The organism is Mycobacterium sp. E2733 (assembly GCF_001667585.1).
Lineage (GTDB): Bacteria > Actinomycetota > Actinomycetes > Mycobacteriales > Mycobacteriaceae > Mycobacterium.
Window position 1 is genome coordinate 35,814 of sequence record NZ_LZJZ01000061.1, and the last position, 23,886, is coordinate 59,699.

The following is a 23,886-nucleotide window of genomic DNA, read 5'->3' on the forward strand; positions in this document are numbered from 1 at the left end:
TGTGCCAATGCCTGGTATGGACAAGCCCACGGGGCGGGTCGTCGCCCTGATCGTGCTGCTGCTCGTCGTCTCCGCCGCGCTGCGGGGCTATCTGCCGGCCGCGCACCATGAGGAGCGCGGCGAGGCCGTCGGCGGCCGGGCGGCGCTGGTCTTCGTGGTGGCCGCCCTCGGCGTGACTCTCGCGCTGGTGGCGATCGCGGTCATCGCCCGGTTGCGGGACCCGCGCGCGACGGCGCCCCAAGTGGGCCAGCTGTCGGAGCTGCTCGGCACGGGCAGGGGCCGGCCGAGCTGGCGCGTGGTGCTGATCGCGCTGGCGGTCATCGTGGCCTGGCTGCTGATCGTGATGGTGGCCACCCACCTGTTGGCGCCCCACGGCGTCGGTCAGGCGCAGCCCCCACAGGCGACCGGCGCTCCGCCGGCGGAACATGGCAACGCCCCGGCGCCGCAGCGGCCGCGTTCGCACAACGGGGACATGTTCGGCATCCTGCTCGCCGCCACCGTCCCGATGATGCTGATCATCGTGACGGGGACGGTCGTCATGTCGCGGCGGCGGTGGCGCGCGGGGACGCCGGGCGCCGTCATCGACGACGATCACGCCGAATCTCCTTCGCCGCCAACACGTTCGGAATCTCTGGTGCGGGCGGCCGAGCGTGGGCTGGCCGAGATGACCGACCTCAGCCGGGAGCCCCGCGAGGCGATCATCGCCTGTTATGCGGCGATGGAGCGCGAACTCGCCAACGTGCCCGGCGCCGCCCCGCAGGACTTCGACACCCCGACCGAGGTGCTGGCCCGGGCGGTCGAACACCGTGCGCTGCATGCCGACAACGCCGTGCAATTGGTGAATCTGTTCGCCGAGGCGCGATTCAGCCCGCATGTGATGAACGAGGGCCACCGCGACGTGGCGGTGCGCGTGCTCGAGATGGTCCTCGACGAACTGGGCTCCCGGAGTCTTGTATGACCAGAACGCTGGCCCTGGGCATCTGCCTCATCGTCGGAATCGAGTTGCTGGCGCTGATGCAGCACGACCGAAGGTTGGTGTTGGCCGCCTCGGGTGGTGCCCTGGCGCTGGTACTGCTCACCGTCCGTCGCGTGCTGGGACGCGGAATGGGGGCCGAGCCCGACGAGGGTTCCGACGATCTCGGGGATTCGTTGCGGCGCTGGCTTTCCAACACCGAGACGACGATCCGGTGGTCGGAGTCCACCCGGGTGGACTGGGACCGGCACCTGCGTCCGATGCTCGCGCGCAGATACGAGATGACCACCGGCCAAAGGCGATCCAAGGACCCCGTGGCGTATCAGGCGGGCGGTCAAATGCTCTTCGGGGCCGAATTGTGGGAATGGGTTAATCCGAACAACGTCGCACGCACCGGTGACCGGCGCCCCGGTCCAGGCCGTGCGACGCTGGAAGAGATTCTGCGAAAGTTGGAACAGGTATGACGCTGCCGGCGGCAACAACCACAGCGCACTGCGAGGCGGTGCTCGACGAGATCGAGCGCGTGGTGGTGGGCAAGCGTTCCGCGCTCACGCTCATCCTCATCGCGGTGCTCGCCCGCGGCCATGTGCTGATCGAGGACCTGCCGGGCCTGGGCAAGACGCTGATCGCCAGATCGTTCGCCGCGGCGCTGGGGCTGCAATTCACCCGCGTGCAGTTCACCCCCGATCTGCTGCCCGCGGACCTGCTCGGTTCGACGATCTACGACATGCAGTCGGGTCGTTTCGCGTTCCGGGCCGGACCCATCTTCACCAACCTGCTGCTCGCCGACGAAATCAACCGCACTCCGCCCAAGACCCAGGCGGCGCTGCTCGAGGCGATGGCCGAAGGCCAGGTCAGCATCGACGGCGAAACACACCAGCTACCAAAGCCTTTCATCGTCCTCGCAACCGACAACCCGATCGAGTACGAGGGCACCTACCCGCTGCCGGAAGCGCAGCTCGACCGGTTCGCGATCCGCCTGGAATTGCGCTATCTCTCCGAGCGCGACGAGGCCGCGATGCTGCGCCGGCGCCTCGAACGCGGGTCGGTGGAGCCGACCGTCGGTCAAGTAGTGGATGCCCACGACCTGCTCGCGATGCGCGAATCGGTCGAGCAGGTGACCGTGCACGAGGACGTGTTGCGCTACGTGGTGTCGCTGGCCAACGCCACGCGGCACCACCCGCAGGTGGCGGTGGGCGCCAGCCCGCGCGCCGAGCTCGACCTGGTTCAACTCGCCCGCGCCCGCGCGCTTTTGCTCGGCCGCGACTATGTGATCCCCGAAGACGTCAAGGCGCTCGCCGTCCCGGCGGTCGCGCACCGGATCACCTTGCGCCCGGAGATGTGGGTGCGCAAGATTCAGGGCGCCGACGTCGTAGGGGAGTTGCTGCGCCGCTTGCCGGTGCCCCGCACGGGCCACGGGGACGCCGGATGAGCGCGACGTGACCCACCCGCCGGTCGAGTTCCGCTGGCGCGCATCGCAGTTGACGCGGGCCATCGCGACCTGCGCGGGGCTGGCGCTCGCGTTCGCGGTGATGGGCGGGCGGTGGCAGCTGATCGCCTTCGCGGCACCGCTGCTGGGGGTGCTGTGCTCGATCAGCTGGCAACGGCCCGTGCCGACGATCCGCGTGCACGGCGAGCCCGATGCACAGCGGTGCTTCGAAAACGACCTGGCGCAAGTGAGCATCTGGGCGACGGAAGAGGGCGGGCCGATGGGGTTTTCGGCGGTCGAGGTCAACATTCCGGCCGTCGAGGGGATGCAGCTCGAAGTACTCGACTCGGACTCCCGCCGGACCAAAAGGGTTGCGGCGACCGCGGAACGCTGGGGCAGGTACTTCATTCGGGCCCGGGTCGACGCGGTCGCGCGCGGCGGGCTGCTGTCGGGGACGGCCACCGTCGACGCCGCCGAAGTCATCGTCTTTCCGCTGACGCCCCCGCAGTCGACGCCCATCCCGCAGACCGAGCTGCTCGACCGCCTGGGCGCCCACCTCACCCGGCACGTCGGCCCCGGCGTCGAATATGCCGACATTCGCGCCTACGTGCCCGGAGACCAACTGCGCGCGGTGAATTGGCCGGTGAGCGCGCGCCGCGGCCAATTACACGTCACTCAGCGCCTCACCGACCGCGCCGCCGACGTGGTGGTGCTGATCGACACCTATCGCCAGCCGGCGGGCCCGGCGACCCGTGCCACCGAGCGCGTGGTTCGCGGCGCCGCGCAGGTCGTACAGACCGCGCTGCGGCACGGAGACCGCGCCGGAATCGTCGCCCTGGGCGGTAACCGCCCGCGGTGGCTGGGCGCCGACATCGGGCAGCGCCAGTTCTATCGGGTGCTCGACACGGTGCTCGGTGCCGGCGACCGATTCGAGAAGACAACGGGCACGTTGGCGCCACGCGCGGCCGTTCCCGCCGGTGCGATCGTCATCGCCTTCTCCACGCTGCTCGACACCGAATTCGCGCTCGCGCTGATCGATCTACGCAAGCGGGGCCACGTCGTCATCGCCGTCGACATCCTCGACAGCTCCCCGTTCGAGGGCGAGCAGGATCCCCTGGTCGACCGGATGTGGACGCTGCAGCGTTCCGCCATGTACCGGGACATGGCCACCGTCGGCGTCGACATCGTTTCGTGGCAAGGAGATAGCGGCCTGGAGCAGTCCATGGGTGTGCTGCCGGACCGCCGCCGGAGGGTGCGGGGGCGGCTCCGTGGCTAGCGATCGCACGTCGGCATTGCCGCGGCTGTGGGCCCCGGTGTTCTCTGTCGCGTTCGGCCTGCTGATGGTGGGCCTGGCTGCCGACGGGTCGCACGGACGCGCCGTGGCCGCCTGGGCAACAGCGCTGGGCGCGGTTTTGGCGGGGACGGCGTTTCGTCCCGCCGCAACGCTTGCGGTGCTGCTGTCGGTGCTCACGATCACGCTGTCCGACCCGCCGTTGGTGTTCGTCGCGCTGTCGGGGCTGAGCGCCGCCGCCTACCTGGTCTGCCGCCACGCTGTCGGGGGGTCGGCCGGTGCGGTGCTCGGCAGCTGGCCGACTGCCGTTGGCGCCGTGGGGTTCACGTTCGCGGGGTTGGTCGCGACGTCGTTCCCCTTGCAGCTGCCGTGGTTGCCGTTGGCCGCGCCGCTGGCCGCTCTGGCCGTCTACGTCCTGGCGGCGCGCCCGTTCCTGAACTGATCTCAGTGCAGCAGTTGGGCGGCCTGGTCGGCGAGGTCGAGCACCGGCTGCGGGAAGATGCCCAACACCACGGTGATCGCGGCGCACACCGCAATCGCGGCCTTGCTCAAGATTCCCGGCGCCACCACATGGGGGGTGTCGTCGGTTACCTCGGTGAAGAACATCGACACGATCACCCGCACATAGAAGTAGGCGGCGATCCCACTGGCCACCACACCGATGATCACCAGGGGTGCCGCACCACCCTGCGCCGCGGCCTTGAACACGGCGAGCTTGCTGACGAACCCGCTCGTCAGCGGGATGCCGGCGAAGGCCAGCAGGAACATCGAAAACATCACGCCCACAATCGGTGAGCGCTGCCCGAGCCCGGCCCAGTGCGACACGGCGGCGTCCTCGACGCCGTCGGCATCGCGGATCAGGCCCACGATCGCGAACGCGCCGACGGTGCTGAAGCTGTAGGCGAGCAGGTAGAACAGCGTGGACGAAAGGCCCGCCTGGTTGTCGGCGATCACGCCGGTGAGGATGAACCCGACGTGGGCGACCGAGGAATAGGCCAGCATGCGCTTGACGTCGGTCTGGTTCACCGCGGTGATGGTGCCCACCGCCATGGTGAGGATCGAGATGGCCCACAACACCGGGCGCCATTGGTCGTGCAGGGGCGGCAGCGCGACGTAGATCACCCGCAGCAGGGCGCCGAAGGCCGCGACCTTGGTCGCCGCCGCCATGAACCCGGTGATGGGCGTGGGCGCGCCCTGGTAGACGTCCGGAATCCAGGAATGGAACGGAACCGCACCCACTTTGAACAGCAGGCCGACGGACAGCAGCGCGACGCCCACCAACGCCATCGAGGTGTCTCCGTGCGCCGCCAACGCGTCGCGGATGCCGGTCAGCAGCAGCGTCCCGGTCGCGCCGTACAGCAGCGCCACGCCGTACAGGAAGAACGCCGACGAGAAGGCGCCCAGCAAGAAGTACTTCATCGCCGCCTCCTGCGACAGCAGGCGCCGATGACGGGCCAGGCCGCACATCAAATACAGGGGCAGCGAAAGAACTTCGAGCGCAACGAACATCGTCAGCAAGTCGTTGGATGCGGGGAAGACCATCATGCCGCCCACGGACAGCATCGCCAGTGGGAACAGCTCCGTCTGCGCGGCCCCGGCCCGCTCCGCGTCACGCTCGGCGTCGCTGCCCGGAACCGCGGACGCCTGCGGGGTGAAGGAATCCAGGCCCACCGGCCCGGCGGCGCCCGCCGCCGCGAGAACCTTGCTGTCCGCCTTGGTTTGCGTGCGTTCGGCAATGAAGATGACCGCCAGCACCGCGACCAGCAGCACCGTGCCCTGCAGGTAGAGGGTCGGCCGGTCGACGGCCATCGCGCCCAGCACCGTCGCGCGGCCGGAGGCCGGAATCGACTCGGCCACTTTCACCACCGCGACGAATGCCGCTATCAAACCGGCCACGGCCAGCGTCACCTGGGCGTGATAGCGAATCCGCCTGGGCAGAAACGCTTCCGCGAGGACGCCGACGACGGCGACGCCGAACACGATGAGCGTCGGGCAGAGCAGGAAGTACTCGATGCTGGGGGTGGGGAGCGTCATCATCGCGGTCCTTCGGCTGTCCGGGGTGCGCGGTTGACCGCCGGCACGCTCGGCGCGGGATCATGCTGACCGATGGTGGTCATGGTGTTCTCGACGGCGGGGTTGATGATGTCGAGCACCGGCTTCGGGTAAACCCCGAGGACGAGCAACAGCGCGATCAACGGGGTGACGACCAGCAATTCGCGCGCGCGCAGGTCGCCGATCTTCTCGTTGCCGGTGAGCACCGGTCCGGTCATCATTCGTTGGTAGAGCCACAGCATGTAGATGGCGGACAGCACCAGCGCGGTGACACCGAAGGCGGCGGCCAGCCAGTACCGGTTGAAAGTGCCCAGCAGCACCAGGAATTCGCTGATGAATGGTGCCAGGCCAGGCAGCGACAGGGTGGCCATGGCCGAGACGAGGAACGTCCCCGCCAGGATGGGCGCCACCTTCTGCACGCCGCCGTAGTCGGCGATCTTCCGGCTGCCGTGCCGGGATATCAGGAAGCCTGCGATCAGGAAGACCGCCGCCGTGGACAGGCCGTGGTTGAGCATGTACAGCGTCGACCCGCTCTGCCCCTGGCTCGTCATCACGAAGACGCCCAGAATGATGAACCCGAAGTGCGAGATGGAGGTGTAGGCGATCAGGCGCATGATGTCGGTCTGCCCGATGGCCACGACCGCGCCGTAGATGACCCCGATGACGGCCAGCACGACGATCAGGGGGCGGAAATAGGTTGAGGCGCCGGGGAACAGCTGCAGGCAGTAGCGCAGCATGCCGAAGGTGCCGACCTTGTCCATCACCGCCATCATCAGCACCGCGGTGGCCGGCGTGGCCTCCACCGCGGCGTCGGGCAGCCAGCGGTGGAAGGGCCATAGCGGCGCCTTGATGGCGAAGGCGAACATGAAGCCCAGGAACAGCGCCTTGAACACCGCGGAGTCGGCGCCGTAGCGGCCGGAGGCGACGCCCGCGACGATTTCGCGGAAGTCGAAGGTGCCCGAACCGTGCTGCGCGGTCACCACGTACAACCCGATTACCGCGGCCAGCATGATCAGCCCGCCGAACAGGTTGTACAGCAAGAACTTCACCGCCGCGCGTGACCTGCCCACGCCACCGCCGAAGCCCCCGATCAGGAAGTACATCGGGATGAGCATGGCTTCGAAGAAGACGTAGAAGAGCAATACGTCCAGCGCGACCACCGAGATCAGCACCATCGACTCGATGGCCAGCGTCAGGGCGACATAGGCGTGCACGCCACGAGGATTGCGCTCGCCGCCGTCATTCCAGCCGGCCACCTGCAGCACCGGGATCAGCACGGCGGTGAGCAGCACCAGCACCACCGCGATACCGTCCACACCGAGGGAATAGGTGGCGCCGAACGCCGGTATCCAGGAATGGCTTTCGACGAACTGGTAGGTGGTGCCACCGGACTTGAAGCCGAGGGTGACGACGACCGCAACCGCCAGCGTGAGGACGCCGACCACCAGGCCGGTCCACTTGGCGAGCCGGCGCAGCCCCGGCGGCAGCAGGATGACGAGCACGGAGCCGGCCAGCGGCACCAGCCACAGGATGCTCAGCCACGGAAGGTTTTTCACCACAGTTTCACCGCCAGGATCAGCGCGACCACCAGGACCGCGCCCGTGAGCATCGACAATGCGTAGTTGCGGGCGAAGCCGGTTTGTAGCCCCCGCAGGCGATTCGAAGTCCGGCCCACCAGCGCGGCCAGCGCGTTGACGGAGCCGTCCACTCCCGCGTTGTCGACGTCGACGAGCGCTTGGGTCAGTTCGGCCCCGGGGCGCATGAACACGCCCTCGTTGAAGGCGTCGCCGTAGAAGTCCCGGCGCGCGGCGGTCGTGACCGGCGACACCGAAAGCGGTGCCACCCTGGGGATTTCCGCGGTGGCGTACAGCCGGTAGGCGACCGCGATCCCGACGACGACGACGCCCAGCGCCAGGGCGGTGCTCACCCACGTGGGAAAGGCATGGGTCACCTCTTCGTGTTTCCCGACGACCGGCTCGAGCCAGCGTTGCAGGGTGCCCCGCCATGCCAGCAGCCCACCGGAGAACACCGAGCCGACCGCGAGCAGGATCATCGGCCATGTCATCAGGCCGGGCGCCTCGTGCGGATGGGTGTTTGGTGCCCAACGCTTTCGGCCGAAGAAGGTCATCAGCATCACGCGCGTCATGTAGAACGCGGTGACGCCCGCGCCCAGCAGCGCGGCCCCGCCCAGCACATAACCGCGGACGTCGCCGGCGCCCAGCGCCGCCTCGATGATGGCGTCCTTGGAGAAGAAGCCCGCGAACGGGGGAACGCCGATGATCGCCAGATACCCGAGGCCGAAGGTGGCGAATGTGATCGGCAGCGCCGCGCGCAGTCCGCCGTAGCGGCGCATGTCCTGTTCCTCGTGCATCGCGTGAATCACCGCGCCCGAGCCGAGGAACAAGCCCGCCTTGAAGAAGCCGTGGGTGAGCAGGTGCATGATCGCGAACGCGTAACCGGCCGGGCCCAATCCGGCGGCGAGCACCATGTAGCCGATCTGGCTCATCGTCGAGGCCGCCAGCGCGCGCTTGATGTCGTCCTTGCCGCAGCCGATGAACGCCCCGAGCAACAACGTAACGGCGCCGACGACGACGACGGCGGTTTGAGCATCGGGCGCCAAATTGTAGAGCGGGTTGGACCGCACGATGAGGTAGACCCCGGCGGTCACCATGGTGGCGGCGTGGATCAGCGCGGACACCGGGGTGGGGCCCTCCATGGCGTCACCCAACCAGGCCTGCAGCGGGACCTGCGCGGACTTGGCGCAGGCGCCCAACAGCAGCAGCAAGCCCATCGCCGTCAGCGCGCCGCGGCCGGCGGCGGGCGCACCGGCGAACACCCCGGCGTAGGACAGCGTGCCGAAGGTGCTGAACATCAAGAACATTCCCAGCGCGAGCCCGGCGTCCCCGACGCGGTTCATCACGAACGCCTTCTTGGCCGCGGTGGCCGCCGTCGGCTTGTGATACCAGAACCCGATCAAAAGGTAGGAGGCCAGGCCCACGCCCTCCCAGCCGACGTAGAGCACCACGTAGTTGTCGGCGACCACCAGCAGCAGCATCGAGGCCAGGAACAGGTTGAGGTAGCCGAAAAACCGTCGGCGGTCCGGGTCTTCGGCCATGTAGGAGACCGAATAGATGTGGATCAGCGACCCGACGCCGGTGATCAGCAGTACGAAGCACACGGAGAGCTGGTCGATCTGCATGCCGAGGTCCACCTGCAGTTGGCCGACCGGGATCCAGCTGAACACCGTCTGGTGGATGACCCGGTCGTCGGCGCCGCGGCCGAGCAGCTCGTTCAGCAGGCTCAGGCCGACGCCGAACGCCGCGAGGGCGGTGGCGCAGCCCAGCCAGTGCCCCCCCGCGTCGGTTCGTCGACCGCCGAACAACAGGATCGCGGCCCCCGCCAGCGGCAGCGCCACCAGCAGCCAGGTGTAGTGAGTCATGTTGGCCCCATATTGGCGTTGTCAGCCTTTGAGTAGGTTCGCGTCGTCGACCGACGCCGATTTGCGGGCACGGAAAATCGTCATGATGATGGCCAGTCCGACGACGACCTCGCACGCGGCCACCACCATCGTGAAGAACGCGATCATCTGCCCGTCCAGGTGGCCGTGCATCCGCGCGAACGTGACGAACGCGAGGTTGACCGCGTTCAGCATCAGCTCGACGCACATGAACATCACAATGGCGTTGCGTCGCAGCAGCACACCCGAGGCCCCGACGGTGAACAGCAGCGCCGAAAGGTAGAGGTAATTGGCCGGATTCATGAGGTGCCGCCTTGGGATAGGGAGGGGCTCGCCTGACGGGAGGGGGTTTCCTTGCCGTCGGCGCCGCGGCTGCGCAGGATCGGCGACACCGAAAGCTCCGAGTACGACCCGTCCGGCAGCAGCGCGGCCACGTCGACGGCGTTGTGGCGCGCGTAGACGCCAGGGCTGGGCATCGGGGTCGGGTGCCCGCCGGGCTGGAATCTCTCCTGCGAGAGTTCCCGCTGCGTCTTGCGGCGCTCGAAGCGCTCGCGGTGGGCCAGCACCATCGCCCCGATGGCCGCGGTGATCAGCAGCGCGCTGGTGAGTTCGAACGCCCACAGATAGCGGGAGAAGATCAGCGCGGCAAGCCCTTCCACGTTGCCGTTGGCATTGGCGGCGGTCAGCCCCGCGAATCCACCGGTCGCGGCGGTGCCAGTCGCGGCGATCAGTAGAACGCCGAACCCGACGCCGGCCAGCACAGCGGCGATGCGCTGCCCGCGCAGCGTCTCCTTAAGGGACTCGGCGGAGTCCACGCCGATCAGCATCAGCACGAACAAGAACAGCATCATCACCGCACCGGTGTAGACCACGACTTGGACGACACCCAAAAACAGCGCGTCCTGGATCATGTAGAACACGGCGAGGATGATCATCGTCATCGCCAGGAACATCGCCGAGTACACGGCGTTGACCGACAGCACCACGCCGATCGCGCCGATCAGCGCCAGCGCGCCCAACACCCAGAACGCGACCGCTTCACCGGTGGAGGTGCGGACGATCGTGTCGGAAGCCAGATTGGCAGCCAGCAGCTGGCCCGTTACCGCAGTCACCGGGAGTCCCCGGCCTTCTCGGTTTCGCGCAGGCCGTTCGCGGTGACGTTGCCCAGGTAGTAGTCCTTGTCGGTGGCGCCGGGCGCCCTTGGGTGCGGCGGCGCGAGCATGTCCTGCAGCAGCGGCGCCAGCAGCCGGTCCTTTTCGTAGATCAGGTCGGCGCGGTTGTCGTCGGCCATCTCGTAGTCGTTCGTCATCGTCAGTGCCCGGGTCGGGCAGGCCTCGATGCACAGGCCGCAGCCGATGCAACGCAGGTAATTGATTTGGTACACCCGGCCATAGCGTTCTCCGGGCGAATACCTGAGCTCCTCGGTGTTGTCCGCGCCCTCGACGTAGATCGCGTCGGCGGGACACGCCCACGCGCACAGCTCGCACCCGATGCACTTCTCCAGTCCGTCCGGGTACCGGTTGAGCTGGTGACGCCCGTGATAGCGCGGTGCGATGGGGCCCGGCTTCTCCGGATACTCCTCGGTGACGCGCTTTTTGAACATCGATGCGAACGTCACGCCGAATCCGGCGATGGCGGCTAATGGCCGCCGAAGAAATTCAGCCACGTGCTTTCTCCTTGCTCGCAGCCGCCAGGGACTTCATCGGCAGCGGCGGTGTCGGGAATACCGGTGCGGAGATCTGTCCGGCCGGTAGTTGCTTGGCCTGGCGGCGCAGCTGCCGCTCCAGCGCGCGAATGCCGGGCGTGGCGAACGGCTTTCGCGACAGCAGCACCAACGCCGTGGCGAACACGACGCTGCAGGCCACCAGCAGCGGGGTCCAATGCGCATACCCCTGGTTCTGCAGGGTGCGGATCACGGCCGCGATCAACACCCAGACCAGCGAGGCCGGGATCAGCAGCTTCCAGCCCAGCCCCATGAACTGGTCGTAGCGCAGCCGGGGCAGCGAGGCCCGCAGCCAGAAGTAGATGAACAGGAACGTCCACATCTTGGCGGTGAACCAGAGCACCGGCCACCATCCGGTGTTGGCGCCGGCCCACATGTTGATCGGCCACGGCGCATGCCAGCCTCCGAAGAACAGGACGGTGGCCAGCGACGAGACCGTCATCATGTTGACGTACTCGGCCAGCATGAACATCGCGAACTTCAGCGACGAGTACTCGGTGTGGAAGCCCGCGACCAGCTCGCCCTCGGCCTCGGGCAAATCGAATGGCGCCCGGTTGGTTTCGCCGACCATCGAGATGAGATAGATGACGAATGATGGCAGCAGCAAGAACACGAACCAGACCCGGTCCTGCGCGGCAACAATCTGCGATGTCGACATCGAGCCGGCGTAAAGGAACACCGCCGCGAACGACAGCCCCATCGCCACCTCGTAAGAGATGACCTGGGCGGTGGAGCGCACCCCGCCGAGCAGCGGGTAGGTGGACCCAGATGCCCAGCCGCCCAGCACGATTCCGTACACGCCGATCGCCGACAGTCCGAGAATGAAGAGCACCGCGACCGGCAGATCGGTCAGCTGCAGCGGTGTGCGGTGGCCGAACACCGACACCACGGGGCCGAACGGAATGAACGCGAAGGCGGTGAACGCCGGGATCGTGGAGATGACCGGCGCCGCGAAGTAGACGAACTTGTCGACGCCGCCCGGGGTGATGGTTTCCTTGAGCGCCAACTTGATTCCGTCGGCCAGGCTCTGCAGGGCGCCCCACGGTCCCGCCCGGTTCGGCCCGGGCCGCCGCTGCATCCAGCCGAGGATCTTGCGCTCGAGCAAGATCGCGACCAACACATTGAGCATGAGGAACACGAAGATGGCCAGCGCCTTGCCCAGCACCAGCCACCAGGTGTCGTGTCCGAAGGCGGTCAAGGAGTTCGTCATGATCCCATTCCGATCTTCACTGTGCTGCCCAGGGTTACGCCCAGCTGGCGGTGGACGGCGCAGCCGGGCGAGTTCAGCGGAAGCCACACCACCCGGTCGGGCATGTCGGTGATGATCAGCGGCAGACTGATCGATCCGCGCGGCGTGCTGACCGTGACCGCGTCACCGTCGGCGGCGTCGATTTCGGCGGCCGTGTCGGCCGACAGGCGCACCGCGGGTTTGCGCGCGGTGCCTGCCAAGTGCGGTTCGCCGTCCTGCATCCGGCCGTTGTCGAGCAGCAGCCGCCAGCCGGTCAACACCGCCTCGCCGGCAACCGGTTCGGTCCGCTCCTGGGCCGCGACGGCGGGCCCGGCGGCCCAGCCGCCTTCCCACATTCCCAGCGCGGACAGTTCCGCGCGGGCCGCTTCGGCGGTCGAGAGCCCCAGATAGACGCCCATCTCCTCGGCCAGCGCGTCGAGCACCTGGTGGTCCGACTGGCCGGCGCGCTGGGCGGTGCCGTGCAGTGCGGGTTCGAACGGGCGGTAGCGGCCCTCCCAGTTGACGAACGCGCCGGCTTTCTGGGCCGTCGACGCCACCGGAAACACCACGTCGGCGCGTTCGGTAACCGCGCTGCGCCGCAGCTCCAGGCTGACGACGAACCCCGCGGACTCGAGCGCGGCCAGCACCGCTTCGGGGTCGGCGAAGTCATCGGGTTCGACACCGCCGACCAGCAGGGCGCCCAGCGCCCCGTCGGCGGCCGCGGTCAGGATGCCGTCGGCGTCGCGCCCGCTGCCGGAAGGCAATTGGTCAACATTCCACGCCGCGGCGATCTGCGCGCGGGCGGCCTCGTCGGCAAGGGGGCGACCGCCCGGCAGCAGGGCGGGCAGCGCGCCGGCCTCCAGCGCGCCGCGCTCGCCGGCCCGGCGCGGTACCCACGCCAGCCGGGCCCCGGTGGCGTCGGCGAGCCGGGCAACGGCGGACAATCCGCCGGGCGCCGTGGCCAGGCGCTCACCGACCATGATGACCGCGCCCGGAGTGGACAGCAGCTCGCCCACCTTCCCGGTGGCCAGCCCGTCCAGCGCCGACGCTTCAGCCCCGGGCGCCGTTTTTATGAGCTTCCCGGACATCTTCTCCAGTGCCCGGGTGGCGAATGGCGCGACCGCGTATACCGGCAGCCCGCGCTTGCGGGCGGCCTTGCGCAGCCGCAGGAATACGATGGGCGACTCGTCTTCCGGCTCGAACCCGACCAGCAGCACTACCGGCGCCGATTCCAGATCGGAATAGCTGACGTCGCGCCGGCCGGCGATGCGTGCCGCGAGGAAGTCGGCCTCCTCGGCCGAGCTCGGACGGGCGCGGAAGTCGATGTCGTTGCTGTCCAAGATGATTCGGGTGAACTTGGAGTAGGCGTAGGCGTCTTCCAAGGTGGCCCGGCCACCGACGAGCACACCCGTGCGTCCGCGGGCCGCCTCGAGACCCCGGATCGCCGTCGCAATCGCGTGCGACCACGACGCGGGCACCAGCTCGCCGTCCGCATCTCGGATCAGGGGAGTGGTGATCACGTCCGCCTGGGTCGCGTAGGTGAACGCCCACCGGCCCTTGTCGCAGTTCCACTCCTCGTTGACCTCGGGGTCGTCGCCGGCCAGCCGGCGCAGCACCTTGCCGCGCCGGTGGTCGGTGCGCTGGGCGCACCCGGACGCGCAGTGCTCGCAGACGCTGGGGCTGGACACCAGGTCGAAGGGGCGGGCCCGGAAGCGGTAGGCGGTTCCGGTCAGCGCGCCCACCGGGCAGATCTGCACCGTGTTCCCCGAGAAATACGAGTCGAACGGCTCATTGGCGTAAATCCCGATCTGCTGCTGCGCGCCGCGTTCCAGCACGTCGATGAATTTGTCGCCGGCGATCTGGTCGGAGAACCGGGTGCAGCGCACGCATGAAATGCACCGCTCCCGGTCCAGCAGCACCTGCGACGAGATGTTGATGGGCTTCGCAAAGCGCCGTTTGCTGTCGTGGAAGCGGCTCTCGGGCCGGCCGTTGGACATCGCCTGGTTCTGCAGCGGGCATTCGCCGCCCTTGTCGCACATCGGACAGTCCAGCGGATGGTTGATCAAGAGCAGCTCCATCACCAGGTGCTGCGCCTTGTCGGCGACCTCCGAGCTCAGTTGGGTGCGTACCACCATGCCGTCGGTGGCCGCCACAGTGCACGAGGTCATCGGCTTGCGCTGACCCTCGATCTCCACGATGCACTGCCGGCACGCGCCCACCGGGTCCAGCAACGGGTGTTCGCAGAACCGCGGGATCTGGATGCCCATCAACTCGGCGGCACGAATCACCAAAGTTCCTTTGGGAACCGTGATCTCGTTGTCGTCGATGGTCAACGTCACCATCTCCGCGTCCGCGACATTCTTGTCGGTGTCGGCTGTCTGGGTCATCAGTGCCGCTCTCCATTCGAAGCGAGCATGGACTTTCGGGGGTCGAATGGGCAACCGCCGCCCTCGACGTGGGCGACGTACTCGTCGCGGAAGTATCGAATCGACGACTGCACCGGCATCGCCGCGCCATCGCCCAACGCGCAGAACGACTTTCCGAACAGAACGTCGGCGATGTCGAGGAGCGTGTCCAGATCCTCCTGGGTGCCCTGGCCGTTTTCCAGCCTGTCGTAGATCGGGACCAGCCAGTAGGTGCCCTCCCGGCACGGCGTGCATTTGCCGCACGACTCGTGCTTGTAGAACTCCGACCAGCGCCGGGCCGCGCGCACCACGCACGTCGTCTCGTCGAAAATCTGCAGCGCCTTGGTGCCCAGCATCGACCCGGCCCCGCCCACGCCCTCGTAGTCCAGCGGCACGTCGAGGTGCTCCTCGGTGAGGATCGGTGTCGACGACCCGCCCGGCGTCCAGAACTTGAGCCGATGCCCGGCCCGCACGCCGCCGGCGTATTGGAGCAACTCGCGCAACGTGATACCCAGCGGGGCCTCGTACTGACCCGGGCGGGTGACGTGTCCGGATAGCGAATACAGCGTGAAGCCGGGCGATTTCTCGCTGCCCATCGAGCGGAACCACTCGACGCCGTTCAGAATGATCGGCGGCACGCTGGCAATCGATTCGACGTTGTTGATCACGGTGGGGCAGCCGTAGAGGCCGGACACCGCGGGGAACGGTGGCCGTAGCCGCGGCTGGCCGCGCCGGCCCTCCAGCGAATCCAGCAGCGCGGTTTCCTCACCGCAGATGTAAGCGCCCGCGCCCGCATGCACCACCAGCTCCAAATCGAAGCCCGAGCCGTTGATGTCGCGGCCCAGGTAACCGGCGGCGTAAGCCTCGGCCACCGCGTTCTGCAGGCGGCGCAGCACGGGCAGGACTTCCCCGCGCACGTAGATGAACGCGTGGTGGGCACGGATCGCGTACGCGGCGATGATGACACCCTCGACGAGGAGATGCGGTGTCGCCAGCATCAGCGGCATGTCTTTGCACGTACCGGGTTCCGACTCGTCGGCGTTGACCACCAGGTAGTGCGGCTTGGCGGCCGCGCCGGTGTCGCCCTGGGGGATGAACGACCACTTAGTCCCGGTCGAGAAGCCGGCACCGCCGCGCCCGCGCAGCCCGGAGTCCTTGACGGTTGCGATCACGTCGTCGGGCGCCATGCTCAGCGCCTTCTTCATCGCCTCGTAGCCGTCGTGACGCCGGTAGGTCTCGAGTGTCCAGGATTCGGGGTCGTCCCAAAAGCGGCTGAGGACCGGGGTTAGCGGCGTGGCCTGAGCGCTGGTCATGACTGGCTCTCCGGGGGAGTCGGTGCCTCCATGCCGTGTTCCTTCGCCACCTTCAGACCTACCAAGGTGGCCTCACCCGCGCCGCCCTGGCCTTGGTCGGGGCGCTCGTCGGGCAGGCCGGCCAGGATGCGCGACGTCTCACGGAAGGCGCACAGCGGAGCGCCGCGGGTGGGCGGTCGGGGCTCACCGGAGCGCAACGAATCGACGAGTTCGCGTGCGGATTCGGGCGTCTGGTTGTCGTAGAACTCCCAGTTGACCATCACCACCGGCGCGTAATCGCAGGCGGCATTGCACTCGATGTGTTGCAGGGTGACCGAGCCGTCGGTGGTGGTCTCGTCGTTGCCGATGCCCAGATGCTCTGTCAGGGCGTCGAATATCGCGTCACCGCCCATGATGGCGCACAGCGTGTTGGTGCACACACCCACCAGATAGTCGCCGGTCGGCCCGCGGCGATACATCGTGTAGAACGTCGCCACCGCCGCGACCTCGGCGCCGGTCAGTCCGAGCTGCTCACCGCAGAACTCCAGACCCGCCGGGGTCAGGTAGGAGTCTTCGGCCTGCACCAGGTGCAGCAACGGCAGCAGCGCCGAGCGCGTGTTGGGATAGCGGCCGATGATCTCCTTGGCGTCGAGCTCCAACCGTGCCCGCACCTCCGGTGAATATGATTGCGGCGCACCCTCGACGACGAACGCGTTGGGTTCCTCGGGCGGTGGTCCGAGCCGGAGGAAGACCGGCTGTCCCTGCGGTCCGGTCACCGGTCCACCCCGCCCATGACCGGGTCGATGCTGGCGACCGCGGTGATCAGGTCGGCCACCATGCCGCCCTCGCACATCGCGGCGACCGACTGCAGGTTGGTGAAGGAGGGGTCCCGGAAGTGCACCCGGTAGGGGCGGGTCCCGCCGTCGCTCACCATGTGCACGCCCAACTCCCCGCGCGGTGATTCCACCGCGGTGTAGACCTGGCCCGGCGGCACCCTTATGCCCTCGGTGACCAGCTTGAAGTGGTGGATCAATCCCTCCATCGAGCTGCCCATGATCTTGGCGATGTGCTCCGGTGAGTTACCCATGCCGTCCGGTCCCACCTTCAGGTCGGCGGGCCAGGCGATCTTGCGGTCCTCGATCATGGTCGGTCCCGGCTGCAACTTGTCCAGACACTGCTCGACGATCTTGACCGACTCCCACATCTCGTTGACGCGAATCATGTAGCGGCCGTAAGCATCACACGTGTCGGCGGTCATCACGTCGAATTCGTAGTTTTCATATCCGCAGTACGGTTCGCTCTTCCGCAGGTCGTGCGGCAACCCCGTGGCGCGCAGGATCGGCCCGGTGATGCCCAGCGCCATGCACCCGGTCAGATCCAGGTAGCCGACGTCCTGGGTGCGGGCCTTCCAGATGGGGTTCTCGTTGAGCAGATCACCCATTTCGCGCAGCACCTGGCGCAGCGGCTTGAGGGCTTCGGCGATGTCGTCTTTTGCGTTGGGCGGCAGGTCCTGCGCCACCCCCCCCGGCCGGATGTACGCGTGGTTCATCCGCAATCCGGAAGCCATCTCGAACAAATTCAGCACGATCTCGCGGCCACGGAAACCCACGAACATGGGCGTCATGGCGCCCAGCTCCATGCCACCGGTGGCCAGCGCGACCAGATGCGAGGAGATCCGGTTGAGCTCCATCATCAACACCCGGATGACGTTGACCCGCTCCGGTATCTGATCGGTGATGCCGAGCAGCTTCTCCACGCCCAAGCAGTATCCGACCTCGTTGAAAAACGGTGACAGGTAATCCATTCGGGTCACGAAGGTGACGCCCTGGGTCCAGAAGCGGTATTCGAGGTTCTTCTCGATCCCGGTGTGTAGATAACCGATCCCGCAGCGCGCCTCGGTGACGGTTTCGCCCTCGATTTCCAGGATCAGCCGCAGTACCCCGTGGGTGGACGGGTGCTGGGGCCCCATGTTGACGACGATGCGTTCGCCGGGGTCCGCCTTGCGCGCGGCCTCGACGATCTGGTCCCAGTCCTGACCGCCGGCGACCAAAACGGTCTCTGGGCTTTCGGCGCCGCCTCCACCGTTGGTCGAGTCAGTGATTGTGCTCATCAGTTGTACGCTCTCCGCTCGTCGGGCGGGGGTATCTGCGCTCCCTTGTATTCGACGGGGATGCCGCCGAGGGGGTAGTCCTTGCGCTGCGGATGCCCATGCCAGTCGTCGGGCATCTCGATGCGGGTCAGCGATGGATGCCCGTCGAAGATGATGCCGAAGAAGTCGTAGGTTTCGCGCTCGTGCCAGTCGGTGGTCGGATAGACCGAAAACAGCGACGGAATGTGCGGATCACTGTCCGGCGCAGCCACTTCCAAGCGGATGCGGCGATTGTGCGTGATCGACTGCAGCGGGTAGACGGCGTGCAGTTCGCGGCCCGTCTCGTGCGGGTAGTGCACCCCGCTGACGCCCAGGCACATCTCGAAGCGCAGTTCCGGTTCGTCACGCAAACGCTGCGCGACCTGCGGCAGCAGCTCCCGGCGAACGTCCAAGGTCAGCTCGTCGCGGTACACCACGACTTTCTCTATCGCGTCGTGGAATTCGACACCGTGGCGCTTGAGCGCCTCGGCCAGCCGGTCCACCACCTCGTCGAAATATCCGCCATAGGGTCGCGGAGTGCTGCCCGGGAGCGTGACCTCGCGCACCAGCCGGCCATATCCCGACGTGTCACCGGTGTCGTACACACCGAACATGCCGTGCCGAACGTCAATGACTTCCTCGTCGCCACTGCTTATCGCTTCCTGCGGGTCCTGGCGTGGTGAGCTCATCGCAGCAGTCCGCGCATCTCGATCGTGGGCCTCGCCGCCAGCGCCGCCTGCTCGGCTTCGGCGATGGCGGTTTCGCGGTTGACGCCCAGCGGCATCTCCTGAATCTTTTCGTGCAGCTTGAGGATTGCGTACAGCAGCATCTCCGGCCGCGGCGGGCAGCCGGGCAGGTAGATGTCGACCGGGACGACGTGATCGACGCCCTGCACGATCGCGTAGTTGTTGAACATCCCGCCCGACGACGCGCACACGCCCATGGACAGGACCCACTTCGGCTCGGCCATCTGGTCGTAGATCTGGCGCAGCACCGGCGCCATCTTCTGGCTGACCCGCCCGGCCACGATCATCAGATCCGCCTGGCGCGGCGTCGCGGAGAACCGCTCCATGCCGAACCGCGCGAGGTCGAATCTTGGCCCGGCGGTTGCCATCATCTCGATGGCGCAGCAGGCCAACCCGAACGTCGCCGGCCACAACGAGTTCTTGCGGACGTAACCGGCCACCTTCTCGACGGTTGACAGCAGAATCCCACCGGGCAGCTGTTCTTCGAGACCCACGTCTACCTCAATCCCACGTCAGGCCGCCGCGGCGCCACACGTAGGCGTACGCCACGAAAACCGTGAGCATGAACACCACCATCTCGACCAACGCGAACGTTCCGAGCGCGTCGTAACTGACCGCCCAGGGATACAAGAACACGATCTCGATGTCGAAGATGATGAAGAGCATTGCGGTCAGGTAATACTTCACCGGGAACCGCTGCCCGGGCGTCGCGTGCGGGCCACTCACCGATGTTTCGGTCGGCTCGATGCCGCATTCGTATGCGGCCATCTTCGACTTGTTGTAGCGCGACGGCCCGGCCAAGCTCGCGATCACGACCGATCCCACGGCGAAGGCCGCGGCTATCCCGCCGAGCACCAGGATGGGTATGTAGACGTTCAAGTCGCTCCAAGATCTCCTCGTACGGGTCGCCGGTGGGGCGGCCGGGCGGGGGCGGGCTGCTGTGATGTACCCGGACTGCGGGCCACCACAGTGACCTTCCCAACATAGCGTCGCGAAGACGGGTGTGTTTTGCCGGGGTGGGGGTATTCGCCTCGTTTTTGTGTCGCCGCAACCGGGCGGCTCGGCGCCCCGCGTGGCAAGGGGCGTGCCAACGCGTGTTCCGCGCCCGCGGTTGGGCTGGTAGCCGCGGTATTACCGCAGGTGAAAGGGCTAGCGGGTGGGAGTGCGGAGCAGTCCGAGCACCGTACGGCCCAGGACGATGGGATCGATGGGATGCGGCACCGCGGCTTCGGCCCGCGACCAGTTCGCCAGCCAGGCGTCGTCCGGACGGCCGGTGAGCACCAGGATCGGTGGGCACGTGGCGAGTTCGTCTTTGAGTTGCTTGGCGATTCCCATGCCGCCGGTGGGCGTGGCCTCCCCGTCGAGAATGGCCAAGTCGATGCCGCCCTCGTCCATCTGGCGCACCACCATCGGGGCGGTCGCCACCTCGAGGTAGGTCAGCTCGGGCAGGTCCGGATGCAGATGCTTGCCCAGCGCCCGGATGACTTGTTCGCGAGTCTTGGCGTTATCGCTGTAGACCAGGATCCGCAGGGCAACGCTGGATTCGGGGCTGGAGTCGGACACGGTGCAGATGCTACTGGTGTCGCACCGGCGTCACTGGGCAGCCCGCACGAAGACCGCATCGGCCGCCGCCGTCGCCGTCGAGCCGATCATGCCGAGCCGGTTCCAGCCCAGGTCGAACTGGGTGCGATCCACCTTGGTTTCCCCGGCGATCCGGATCGAACCGTCGTCGAGCTCGGTGATCGTGGCGGACAGGGGCAGCGGTGCGGTGATGCCCTTGATGGTGAAGGCGGCGCGGAGGTCCGCGGCCTTGCCTTTGGTCGGGTGCACCGCGGTGATGACGACGCTGATCTCCCCGAAACGCTCGACGTCGAAGAAGTCGGCCGAGCGCAGGTGCTTGTCGCGACGGCCGATGCCGGTGTCCAGGGAGGCCGCGCGGATGTCGAGGCGGCCGAAAACCGCCCCCTTGCCCGTCAGTTGGCCGTCGCCGCTGAACTCGGTGAAGCGGCCCTTCACGTTCAGCAGGCCCCACATGTTTCGGATCTTGAAGGTGATGGCGGAGCGGTCGGGGACGAGGTTCCACACGCCGGCCAGGTCGGGATCGTTCAGAAGTGTTTCCAAAGTCGTCATCGTCACCCCCATCTGTCGTGGCGAATCTAACGCCTAGTCGATCAACGGCGCGATCTCGGCGGGGTCGAAGTATTCGTCGATCCGGTCGAGCAGCCCGTCGCTGCCCACCCTGATCACGATGCACACCCGCATCGAGATCGATTGGCCGGCATGGCCGGTCGCGTGCAGGATGTGCTGCTGGACGAAGCCGCCCTCGAAGAATCGCCGGTCCAGGATTTCGTAGCGGCGCTCGGTGGTCGCGGTGATGAACCAGTCGATGACCCGCAGCGCGCGGGCCTTGCCGTCATCGCGGCGCGCGCCGACTCGCCACACCGCGATGTCGTCGCTCCACATCCGGTCAACCGCGGCGAAGTCACCCTTTTCGATCGCCGCGAACAGGCGGTCCGCCGCGTCGGCAATGATTTCCGCGCTCGCACCGGCCATGCTGGCTCCTATCCGCTGTCGTCGCTGTCGTATCCGGGATGGGCGGCCGCCAGCCGGCGCCGCACCAATGTGCGCAGGCAGGCGGTGACTTCCATGGCCCGGCCGTCCATCTCGCCGGCCCGTATCGAGGCGGCCAGCTCCTCCTCGTCGGCGAAACCGAGGTCGGTCAGCGCTTCGCGGGATTCGCTCTCGCTCTCGTCGAGCAGTTCCCGCTCGACGATGCGCAACGCGTTGGCGGCCACCCTCGCGTGGAAGTTGACCTGCCCGCTGGTCGCCGCCCGCACGTCGCTCTCCAAAAATTCGGCCACCGCGGCCACCAGCTCGGCGGCGAGCGGGCGCCCGTACGCGCCGATCATCAGGCGACCCCTTCGAGCAGGTCGAGCAGGTCCCATTCGGTTTCGCACACGCGGCGACCGATCGTGGCCAACTCCACCGAGCGGAATTGACCGGTCAAATGCCGCTCCGCCTGGTAGCGGCAGATCACTCCCCAGCGCAGCGTGGCCAGCACCAGCCACCAGTGAAACGCCACGCGGTCAACGCTAGTCCCGCCGGCCTGCTCGTAGGCGTGCAGGAAGCTCTCGATGCTGCCCAGGCCGCCGGCGCCGAGGCCGGCCGGGGCGCCGAAACGCCAGGCGCGGATGCAGAACCAGGCCAGGTCGTCGTACGGGTCGCCGCGGTGTACCAGCTCCCAGTCGAGGACGGCGGCGAGGCGGGATCCGTCGACGATGAGGTTGCCCATCCGGTAGTCCCCGTGCACGAGAACGTCCGCCGACGCCCCAGGCCGGTTGGCCTCCAGCCAGCGAAACGCCCATTCGAAGGTGGCCGTGGTGTCACCCATGGCGTCGAGCCGCTCCCGCCACTGTGCCAGGGGATCCTCGGGGGCCAGACCGGGGATGCGCGGGTCGGCGCGGTGGATGGCCGCCAGGGCCTGCGCGCATTGCCGCAGCAGCTCCCCGCGGGCCGCTTGTCCGCCCGCGGCGTCGAGCTGACGCTGAATGCGCCGGACGATGGTCTCGCCCGCGATCTCGTCGCAGATCAGAAACGGATTCCCCAGTGCGGCAGGTGAATCGTTGGCGATGAGGATGTGGGGGACCGGTGCGCCCGCCGCAGCGGCGGCGGCCTGGGCGCGCGCCTCCAGCTCCATGCCGGCGTGCACGTCGTCGGGTGCGCCGGTGCGCAGGATCAGCGCGTGGCGTCGCTCGCCGGCCACCGCGTTGAACGCCCAGGTGGAGCGGCTGGCGCCCCCGGTCAGCGCGCGCAGGTTCTCAACCGCGACGTCGGCGCCGAGGACCGGCGCGAGCACGCTGGCCAGTTTCGCGGCGATCTGCGGGGCCAGATCCTCGGTCGACGTCACTTGCCGAACTTAAACAGCCGCTGCGCCACCCGGCGAATCTGGATCTCCTCCGCTCCCTCGGTGATCCGGTAGCGACGGTGGTGGCGATAGATGTGCTCGAACGGCTCGTGCCGGCTGTAGCCGAGGCCACCGAAGATCTGCATGGCCCGGTCGGCGGCGTCGCAGACGAGCCGGTTGGCGCGATAGTTGGCCATCGACACTTTGTCGGAGACCTCCATGTGGTGGTCCCGGTCCAGATGCCAGGCGGCATAGGCCACCAGCAGCCGTACCATTTGGGCTTCGGTCTGCAATTCGGCCAGCGGCCATTGCACGGCCTGATTGACCGACAGCGGCTTGCCGAAGACGTTCCGTTTGCCGGCGTATTCGGCGGCCCGGTCGATGCAGTACTGGGCCGCGCCCAGGCTGCTGGCCGCCTGCCGAATCCTGTTCTCGTGCAGGAACGTCTGCGCGACCTCCAGCCCGCGGTCCACCTCACCCAGCACCGCATCGGCGGGCACCCTGACGTCGGTCAACCGGACTTCGCCGTGATCGGTCGGCATGTTGAACGTCCACCAGTAGTAGGGGACGGTGAACCCGGGCGCATCCGTCGGCACCAGGAACGCCGTGATGCCCCACGCCTGGCCGGGCTCGCCGGAGGTGCGCGCGAACACCAGGTCGTGGGTGGCCCGGTGGACTCCGGTGTTGAACCGCTTGGCGCCGTTGATCACCCACCCCTGCGAGCCTGAGCCGTCGGCCTGCGCGCGCGTCTCGAGCCATGTCGCGTCCGAGCCGTGCTGAGGCTCGGTCAGTCCGAACGCCATGGAACGTTCCCCGGTGATCAGCGCCTCGGACCAGAGCCGTCGCTGCTCCTCGGTGCCGAAGCGCTCCATCATGATCACCTGCGGGAAATTCCCGACGATCGAGGACTCGTTCTGCAGGTCGTTGTGCAAGCCGAGGCCCTTGTGCGCCAGGTGCTCCCGGATGACGGCCATGTCGACGTTGGTGCCGTCCCGGCCGCCCAGCGACGCCGGTAGCCCGTACCGCAGCCAGCCGGCTTTGTCGGCGCGCCTGCGCATCTCGGCGAGCAGGTCCTCCCACTCGCGCGTCGGGATGCCGTCGTTGTCCCAGTCGGTGCGGGCATGCTCGCGGCGCTTGTCGAAGTACTGGATGTGTTCGCGTTCCAGCGGTTTGATCTCGGCCTCGATGAACTCGTCCATCTCCGCGAGCAGACGCGGAAGGTGTTCGGGGAGTGTGAAATCCACAGTTGTCTCCTAAA

25 protein-coding genes are annotated in these 23,886 nt (G+C 67.6%); 5 read left to right on the forward strand and 20 right to left on the reverse strand.

Going from position 1 to position 23,886, the window contains the following annotated elements; genetic code table 11:
* The first annotated feature begins 7 nt into the window (after positions 1 to 7).
* From A5678_RS11150 to A5678_RS11170, 5 genes are all read left to right on the forward strand, one after another.
* Entirely contained in the window at positions 8 to 958 is a 951-nt protein-coding gene (locus tag A5678_RS11150) for a DUF4129 domain-containing protein (RefSeq protein ID WP_068042095.1), read from the forward strand.
* On the forward strand, positions 955 to 1,437 hold the full coding sequence (locus A5678_RS11155) for a hypothetical protein (RefSeq protein ID WP_068042099.1): 483 nt from the start codon (positions 955 to 957) through the stop codon (positions 1,435 to 1,437). The genes A5678_RS11150 and A5678_RS11155 overlap by 4 nt, the downstream gene beginning before the upstream one ends.
* Positions 1,434 to 2,405 (forward strand): MoxR family ATPase, encoded by a 972-nt coding sequence (locus A5678_RS11160; RefSeq protein WP_068042102.1) that lies wholly within the window; start codon positions 1,434 to 1,436, stop codon positions 2,403 to 2,405. The genes A5678_RS11155 and A5678_RS11160 overlap by 4 nt, the downstream gene beginning before the upstream one ends.
* A gap of 7 nt (positions 2,406 to 2,412) precedes the next feature.
* On the forward strand, positions 2,413 to 3,678 hold the full coding sequence (locus tag A5678_RS11165) for a DUF58 domain-containing protein (protein WP_068042104.1): 1,266 nt from the start codon (positions 2,413 to 2,415) through the stop codon (positions 3,676 to 3,678).
* A 64-nt stretch (positions 3,679 to 3,742) separates the two neighbouring features.
* Positions 3,743 to 4,135 carry a hypothetical protein gene (locus A5678_RS11170; RefSeq protein ID WP_231983649.1) on the forward strand — a complete coding sequence of 131 codons (393 nt, stop codon included), beginning with the start codon at positions 3,743 to 3,745 and terminating at the stop codon, positions 4,133 to 4,135.
* Positions 4,136 to 4,137: 2 nt separating this feature from the next.
* Here the strand turns inward: A5678_RS11170 and nuoN are convergent, their stop codons facing one another.
* From nuoN to A5678_RS11270, 20 genes are all read right to left on the reverse strand, one after another.
* On the reverse strand, positions 4,138 to 5,727 hold the full coding sequence (gene nuoN / locus A5678_RS11175; protein WP_068042109.1) for an NADH-quinone oxidoreductase subunit NuoN: 1,590 nt from the start codon (positions 5,725 to 5,727) through the stop codon (positions 4,138 to 4,140).
* Positions 5,727 to 7,301: an NADH-quinone oxidoreductase subunit M gene (locus A5678_RS11180; protein WP_197502104.1), complete on the reverse strand. Its 1,575-nt coding sequence runs from the start codon at positions 7,299 to 7,301 to the stop codon at positions 5,727 to 5,729. The genes nuoN and A5678_RS11180 overlap by 1 nt, the downstream gene beginning before the upstream one ends.
* On the reverse strand, positions 7,298 to 9,184 hold the full coding sequence (nuoL, locus tag A5678_RS11185; protein WP_068042115.1) for an NADH-quinone oxidoreductase subunit L: 1,887 nt from the start codon (positions 9,182 to 9,184) through the stop codon (positions 7,298 to 7,300). Before nuoL ends, A5678_RS11180 begins: the two co-directional genes overlap by 4 nt.
* Positions 9,185 to 9,205: 21 nt before the next feature.
* Positions 9,206 to 9,505 (reverse strand): NADH-quinone oxidoreductase subunit NuoK, encoded by a 300-nt coding sequence (nuoK, locus tag A5678_RS11190; RefSeq protein ID WP_068042120.1) that lies wholly within the window; start codon positions 9,503 to 9,505, stop codon positions 9,206 to 9,208.
* Positions 9,502 to 10,290, reverse strand: a complete 789-nt coding sequence (locus tag A5678_RS11195) for an NADH-quinone oxidoreductase subunit J (protein WP_156746872.1) — start codon at positions 10,288 to 10,290, stop codon at positions 9,502 to 9,504. The genes nuoK and A5678_RS11195 overlap by 4 nt, the downstream gene beginning before the upstream one ends.
* Positions 10,291 to 10,310: 20 nt before the next feature.
* Positions 10,311 to 10,868 carry an NADH-quinone oxidoreductase subunit NuoI gene (nuoI, locus tag A5678_RS11200; protein ID WP_255396909.1) on the reverse strand — a complete coding sequence of 186 codons (558 nt, stop codon included), beginning with the start codon at positions 10,866 to 10,868 and terminating at the stop codon, positions 10,311 to 10,313.
* Positions 10,861 to 12,123, reverse strand: coding sequence for an NADH-quinone oxidoreductase subunit NuoH (gene nuoH / locus A5678_RS11205; RefSeq protein WP_197502113.1), 1,263 nt, complete (start codon positions 12,121 to 12,123; stop codon positions 10,861 to 10,863). Before nuoH ends, nuoI begins: the two co-directional genes overlap by 8 nt.
* An 8-nt stretch (positions 12,124 to 12,131) precedes the next feature.
* A complete protein-coding gene (locus A5678_RS11210; RefSeq protein WP_068042128.1) occupies positions 12,132 to 14,540 on the reverse strand; it encodes an NADH-quinone oxidoreductase subunit G in 2,409 nt (802 codons plus the stop codon).
* Positions 14,540 to 15,871: an NADH-quinone oxidoreductase subunit NuoF gene (nuoF, locus tag A5678_RS11215; protein WP_068042130.1), complete on the reverse strand. Its 1,332-nt coding sequence runs from the start codon at positions 15,869 to 15,871 to the stop codon at positions 14,540 to 14,542. Before nuoF ends, A5678_RS11210 begins: the two co-directional genes overlap by 1 nt.
* Entirely contained in the window at positions 15,868 to 16,626 is a 759-nt protein-coding gene (gene nuoE, locus A5678_RS11220) for an NADH-quinone oxidoreductase subunit NuoE (RefSeq protein WP_068042132.1), read from the reverse strand. Before nuoE ends, nuoF begins: the two co-directional genes overlap by 4 nt.
* Entirely contained in the window at positions 16,623 to 17,960 is a 1,338-nt protein-coding gene (gene nuoD, locus A5678_RS11225) for an NADH dehydrogenase (quinone) subunit D (RefSeq protein ID WP_068042135.1), read from the reverse strand. Before nuoD ends, nuoE begins: the two co-directional genes overlap by 4 nt.
* On the reverse strand, positions 17,960 to 18,667 hold the full coding sequence (locus tag A5678_RS11230; protein ID WP_068042138.1) for an NADH-quinone oxidoreductase subunit C: 708 nt from the start codon (positions 18,665 to 18,667) through the stop codon (positions 17,960 to 17,962). Before A5678_RS11230 ends, nuoD begins: the two co-directional genes overlap by 1 nt.
* A complete protein-coding gene (locus A5678_RS11235) occupies positions 18,664 to 19,218 on the reverse strand; it encodes an NADH-quinone oxidoreductase subunit B family protein (protein WP_068042141.1) in 555 nt (184 codons plus the stop codon). The genes A5678_RS11230 and A5678_RS11235 overlap by 4 nt, the downstream gene beginning before the upstream one ends.
* A gap of 7 nt (positions 19,219 to 19,225) precedes the next feature.
* Positions 19,226 to 19,603, reverse strand: a complete 378-nt coding sequence (locus tag A5678_RS11240) for an NADH-quinone oxidoreductase subunit A (protein ID WP_068042144.1) — start codon at positions 19,601 to 19,603, stop codon at positions 19,226 to 19,228.
* A gap of 270 nt (positions 19,604 to 19,873) precedes the next feature.
* Positions 19,874 to 20,287, reverse strand: coding sequence for a response regulator transcription factor (locus A5678_RS11245; protein WP_068042147.1), 414 nt, complete (start codon positions 20,285 to 20,287; stop codon positions 19,874 to 19,876).
* A 30-nt stretch (positions 20,288 to 20,317) separates the two neighbouring features.
* The gene (locus tag A5678_RS11250) at positions 20,318 to 20,854 is read right to left on the reverse strand and encodes a YceI family protein (protein ID WP_068042524.1); all 537 of its coding nucleotides are present in this window, start codon (positions 20,852 to 20,854) and stop codon (positions 20,318 to 20,320) included.
* A gap of 33 nt (positions 20,855 to 20,887) precedes the next feature.
* Complete coding sequence (locus A5678_RS11255; protein ID WP_068042148.1) at positions 20,888 to 21,277, reverse strand: nuclear transport factor 2 family protein; 390 nt, start codon at positions 21,275 to 21,277, stop codon at positions 20,888 to 20,890.
* A gap of 8 nt (positions 21,278 to 21,285) precedes the next feature.
* Positions 21,286 to 21,633, reverse strand: a complete 348-nt coding sequence (locus A5678_RS27040) for a DUF6285 domain-containing protein (protein ID WP_068042151.1) — start codon at positions 21,631 to 21,633, stop codon at positions 21,286 to 21,288.
* Positions 21,633 to 22,631 (reverse strand): phosphotransferase family protein, encoded by a 999-nt coding sequence (locus tag A5678_RS11265; protein WP_197502105.1) that lies wholly within the window; start codon positions 22,629 to 22,631, stop codon positions 21,633 to 21,635. The genes A5678_RS27040 and A5678_RS11265 overlap by 1 nt, the downstream gene beginning before the upstream one ends.
* Positions 22,628 to 23,872, reverse strand: coding sequence for an acyl-CoA dehydrogenase family protein (locus tag A5678_RS11270; protein WP_068042154.1), 1,245 nt, complete (start codon positions 23,870 to 23,872; stop codon positions 22,628 to 22,630). The genes A5678_RS11265 and A5678_RS11270 overlap by 4 nt, the downstream gene beginning before the upstream one ends.
* Positions 23,873 to 23,886 lie beyond the last annotated feature (14 nt).

Excerpts from the sequence above, each read along its gene's own strand:
- A5678_RS11150 (WP_068042095.1), top strand. The coding sequence starts at position 8 with ATGCCTGGTATGGACAAGCCCACGGGGCGGGTCGTCGCCCTGATCGTG.
- A5678_RS11155 (WP_068042099.1), top strand. The coding sequence starts at position 955 with ATGACCAGAACGCTGGCCCTGGGCATCTGCCTCATCGTCGGAATCGAG.
- A5678_RS11160 (WP_068042102.1), top strand. The coding sequence starts at position 1,434 with ATGACGCTGCCGGCGGCAACAACCACAGCGCACTGCGAGGCGGTGCTC.
- A5678_RS11170 (WP_231983649.1), top strand. The coding sequence starts at position 3,743 with ATGGTGGGCCTGGCTGCCGACGGGTCGCACGGACGCGCCGTGGCCGCC.
- nuoN (WP_068042109.1), bottom strand. The coding sequence starts at position 5,727 with ATGACGCTCCCCACCCCCAGCATCGAGTACTTCCTGCTCTGCCCGACG.
- nuoL (WP_068042115.1), bottom strand. The coding sequence starts at position 9,184 with ATGACTCACTACACCTGGCTGCTGGTGGCGCTGCCGCTGGCGGGGGCC.
- nuoK (WP_068042120.1), bottom strand. The coding sequence starts at position 9,505 with ATGAATCCGGCCAATTACCTCTACCTTTCGGCGCTGCTGTTCACCGTC.
- A5678_RS11210 (WP_068042128.1), bottom strand. The coding sequence starts at position 14,540 with ATGACCCAGACAGCCGACACCGACAAGAATGTCGCGGACGCGGAGATG.
- nuoF (WP_068042130.1), bottom strand. The coding sequence starts at position 15,871 with ATGACCAGCGCTCAGGCCACGCCGCTAACCCCGGTCCTCAGCCGCTTT.
- nuoD (WP_068042135.1), bottom strand. The coding sequence starts at position 17,960 with ATGAGCACAATCACTGACTCGACCAACGGTGGAGGCGGCGCCGAAAGC.
- A5678_RS11230 (WP_068042138.1), bottom strand. The coding sequence starts at position 18,667 with ATGAGCTCACCACGCCAGGACCCGCAGGAAGCGATAAGCAGTGGCGAC.
- A5678_RS11250 (WP_068042524.1), bottom strand. The coding sequence starts at position 20,854 with ATGACGACTTTGGAAACACTTCTGAACGATCCCGACCTGGCCGGCGTG.
- A5678_RS11255 (WP_068042148.1), bottom strand. The coding sequence starts at position 21,277 with ATGGCCGGTGCGAGCGCGGAAATCATTGCCGACGCGGCGGACCGCCTG.
- A5678_RS27040 (WP_068042151.1), bottom strand. The coding sequence starts at position 21,633 with ATGATCGGCGCGTACGGGCGCCCGCTCGCCGCCGAGCTGGTGGCCGCG.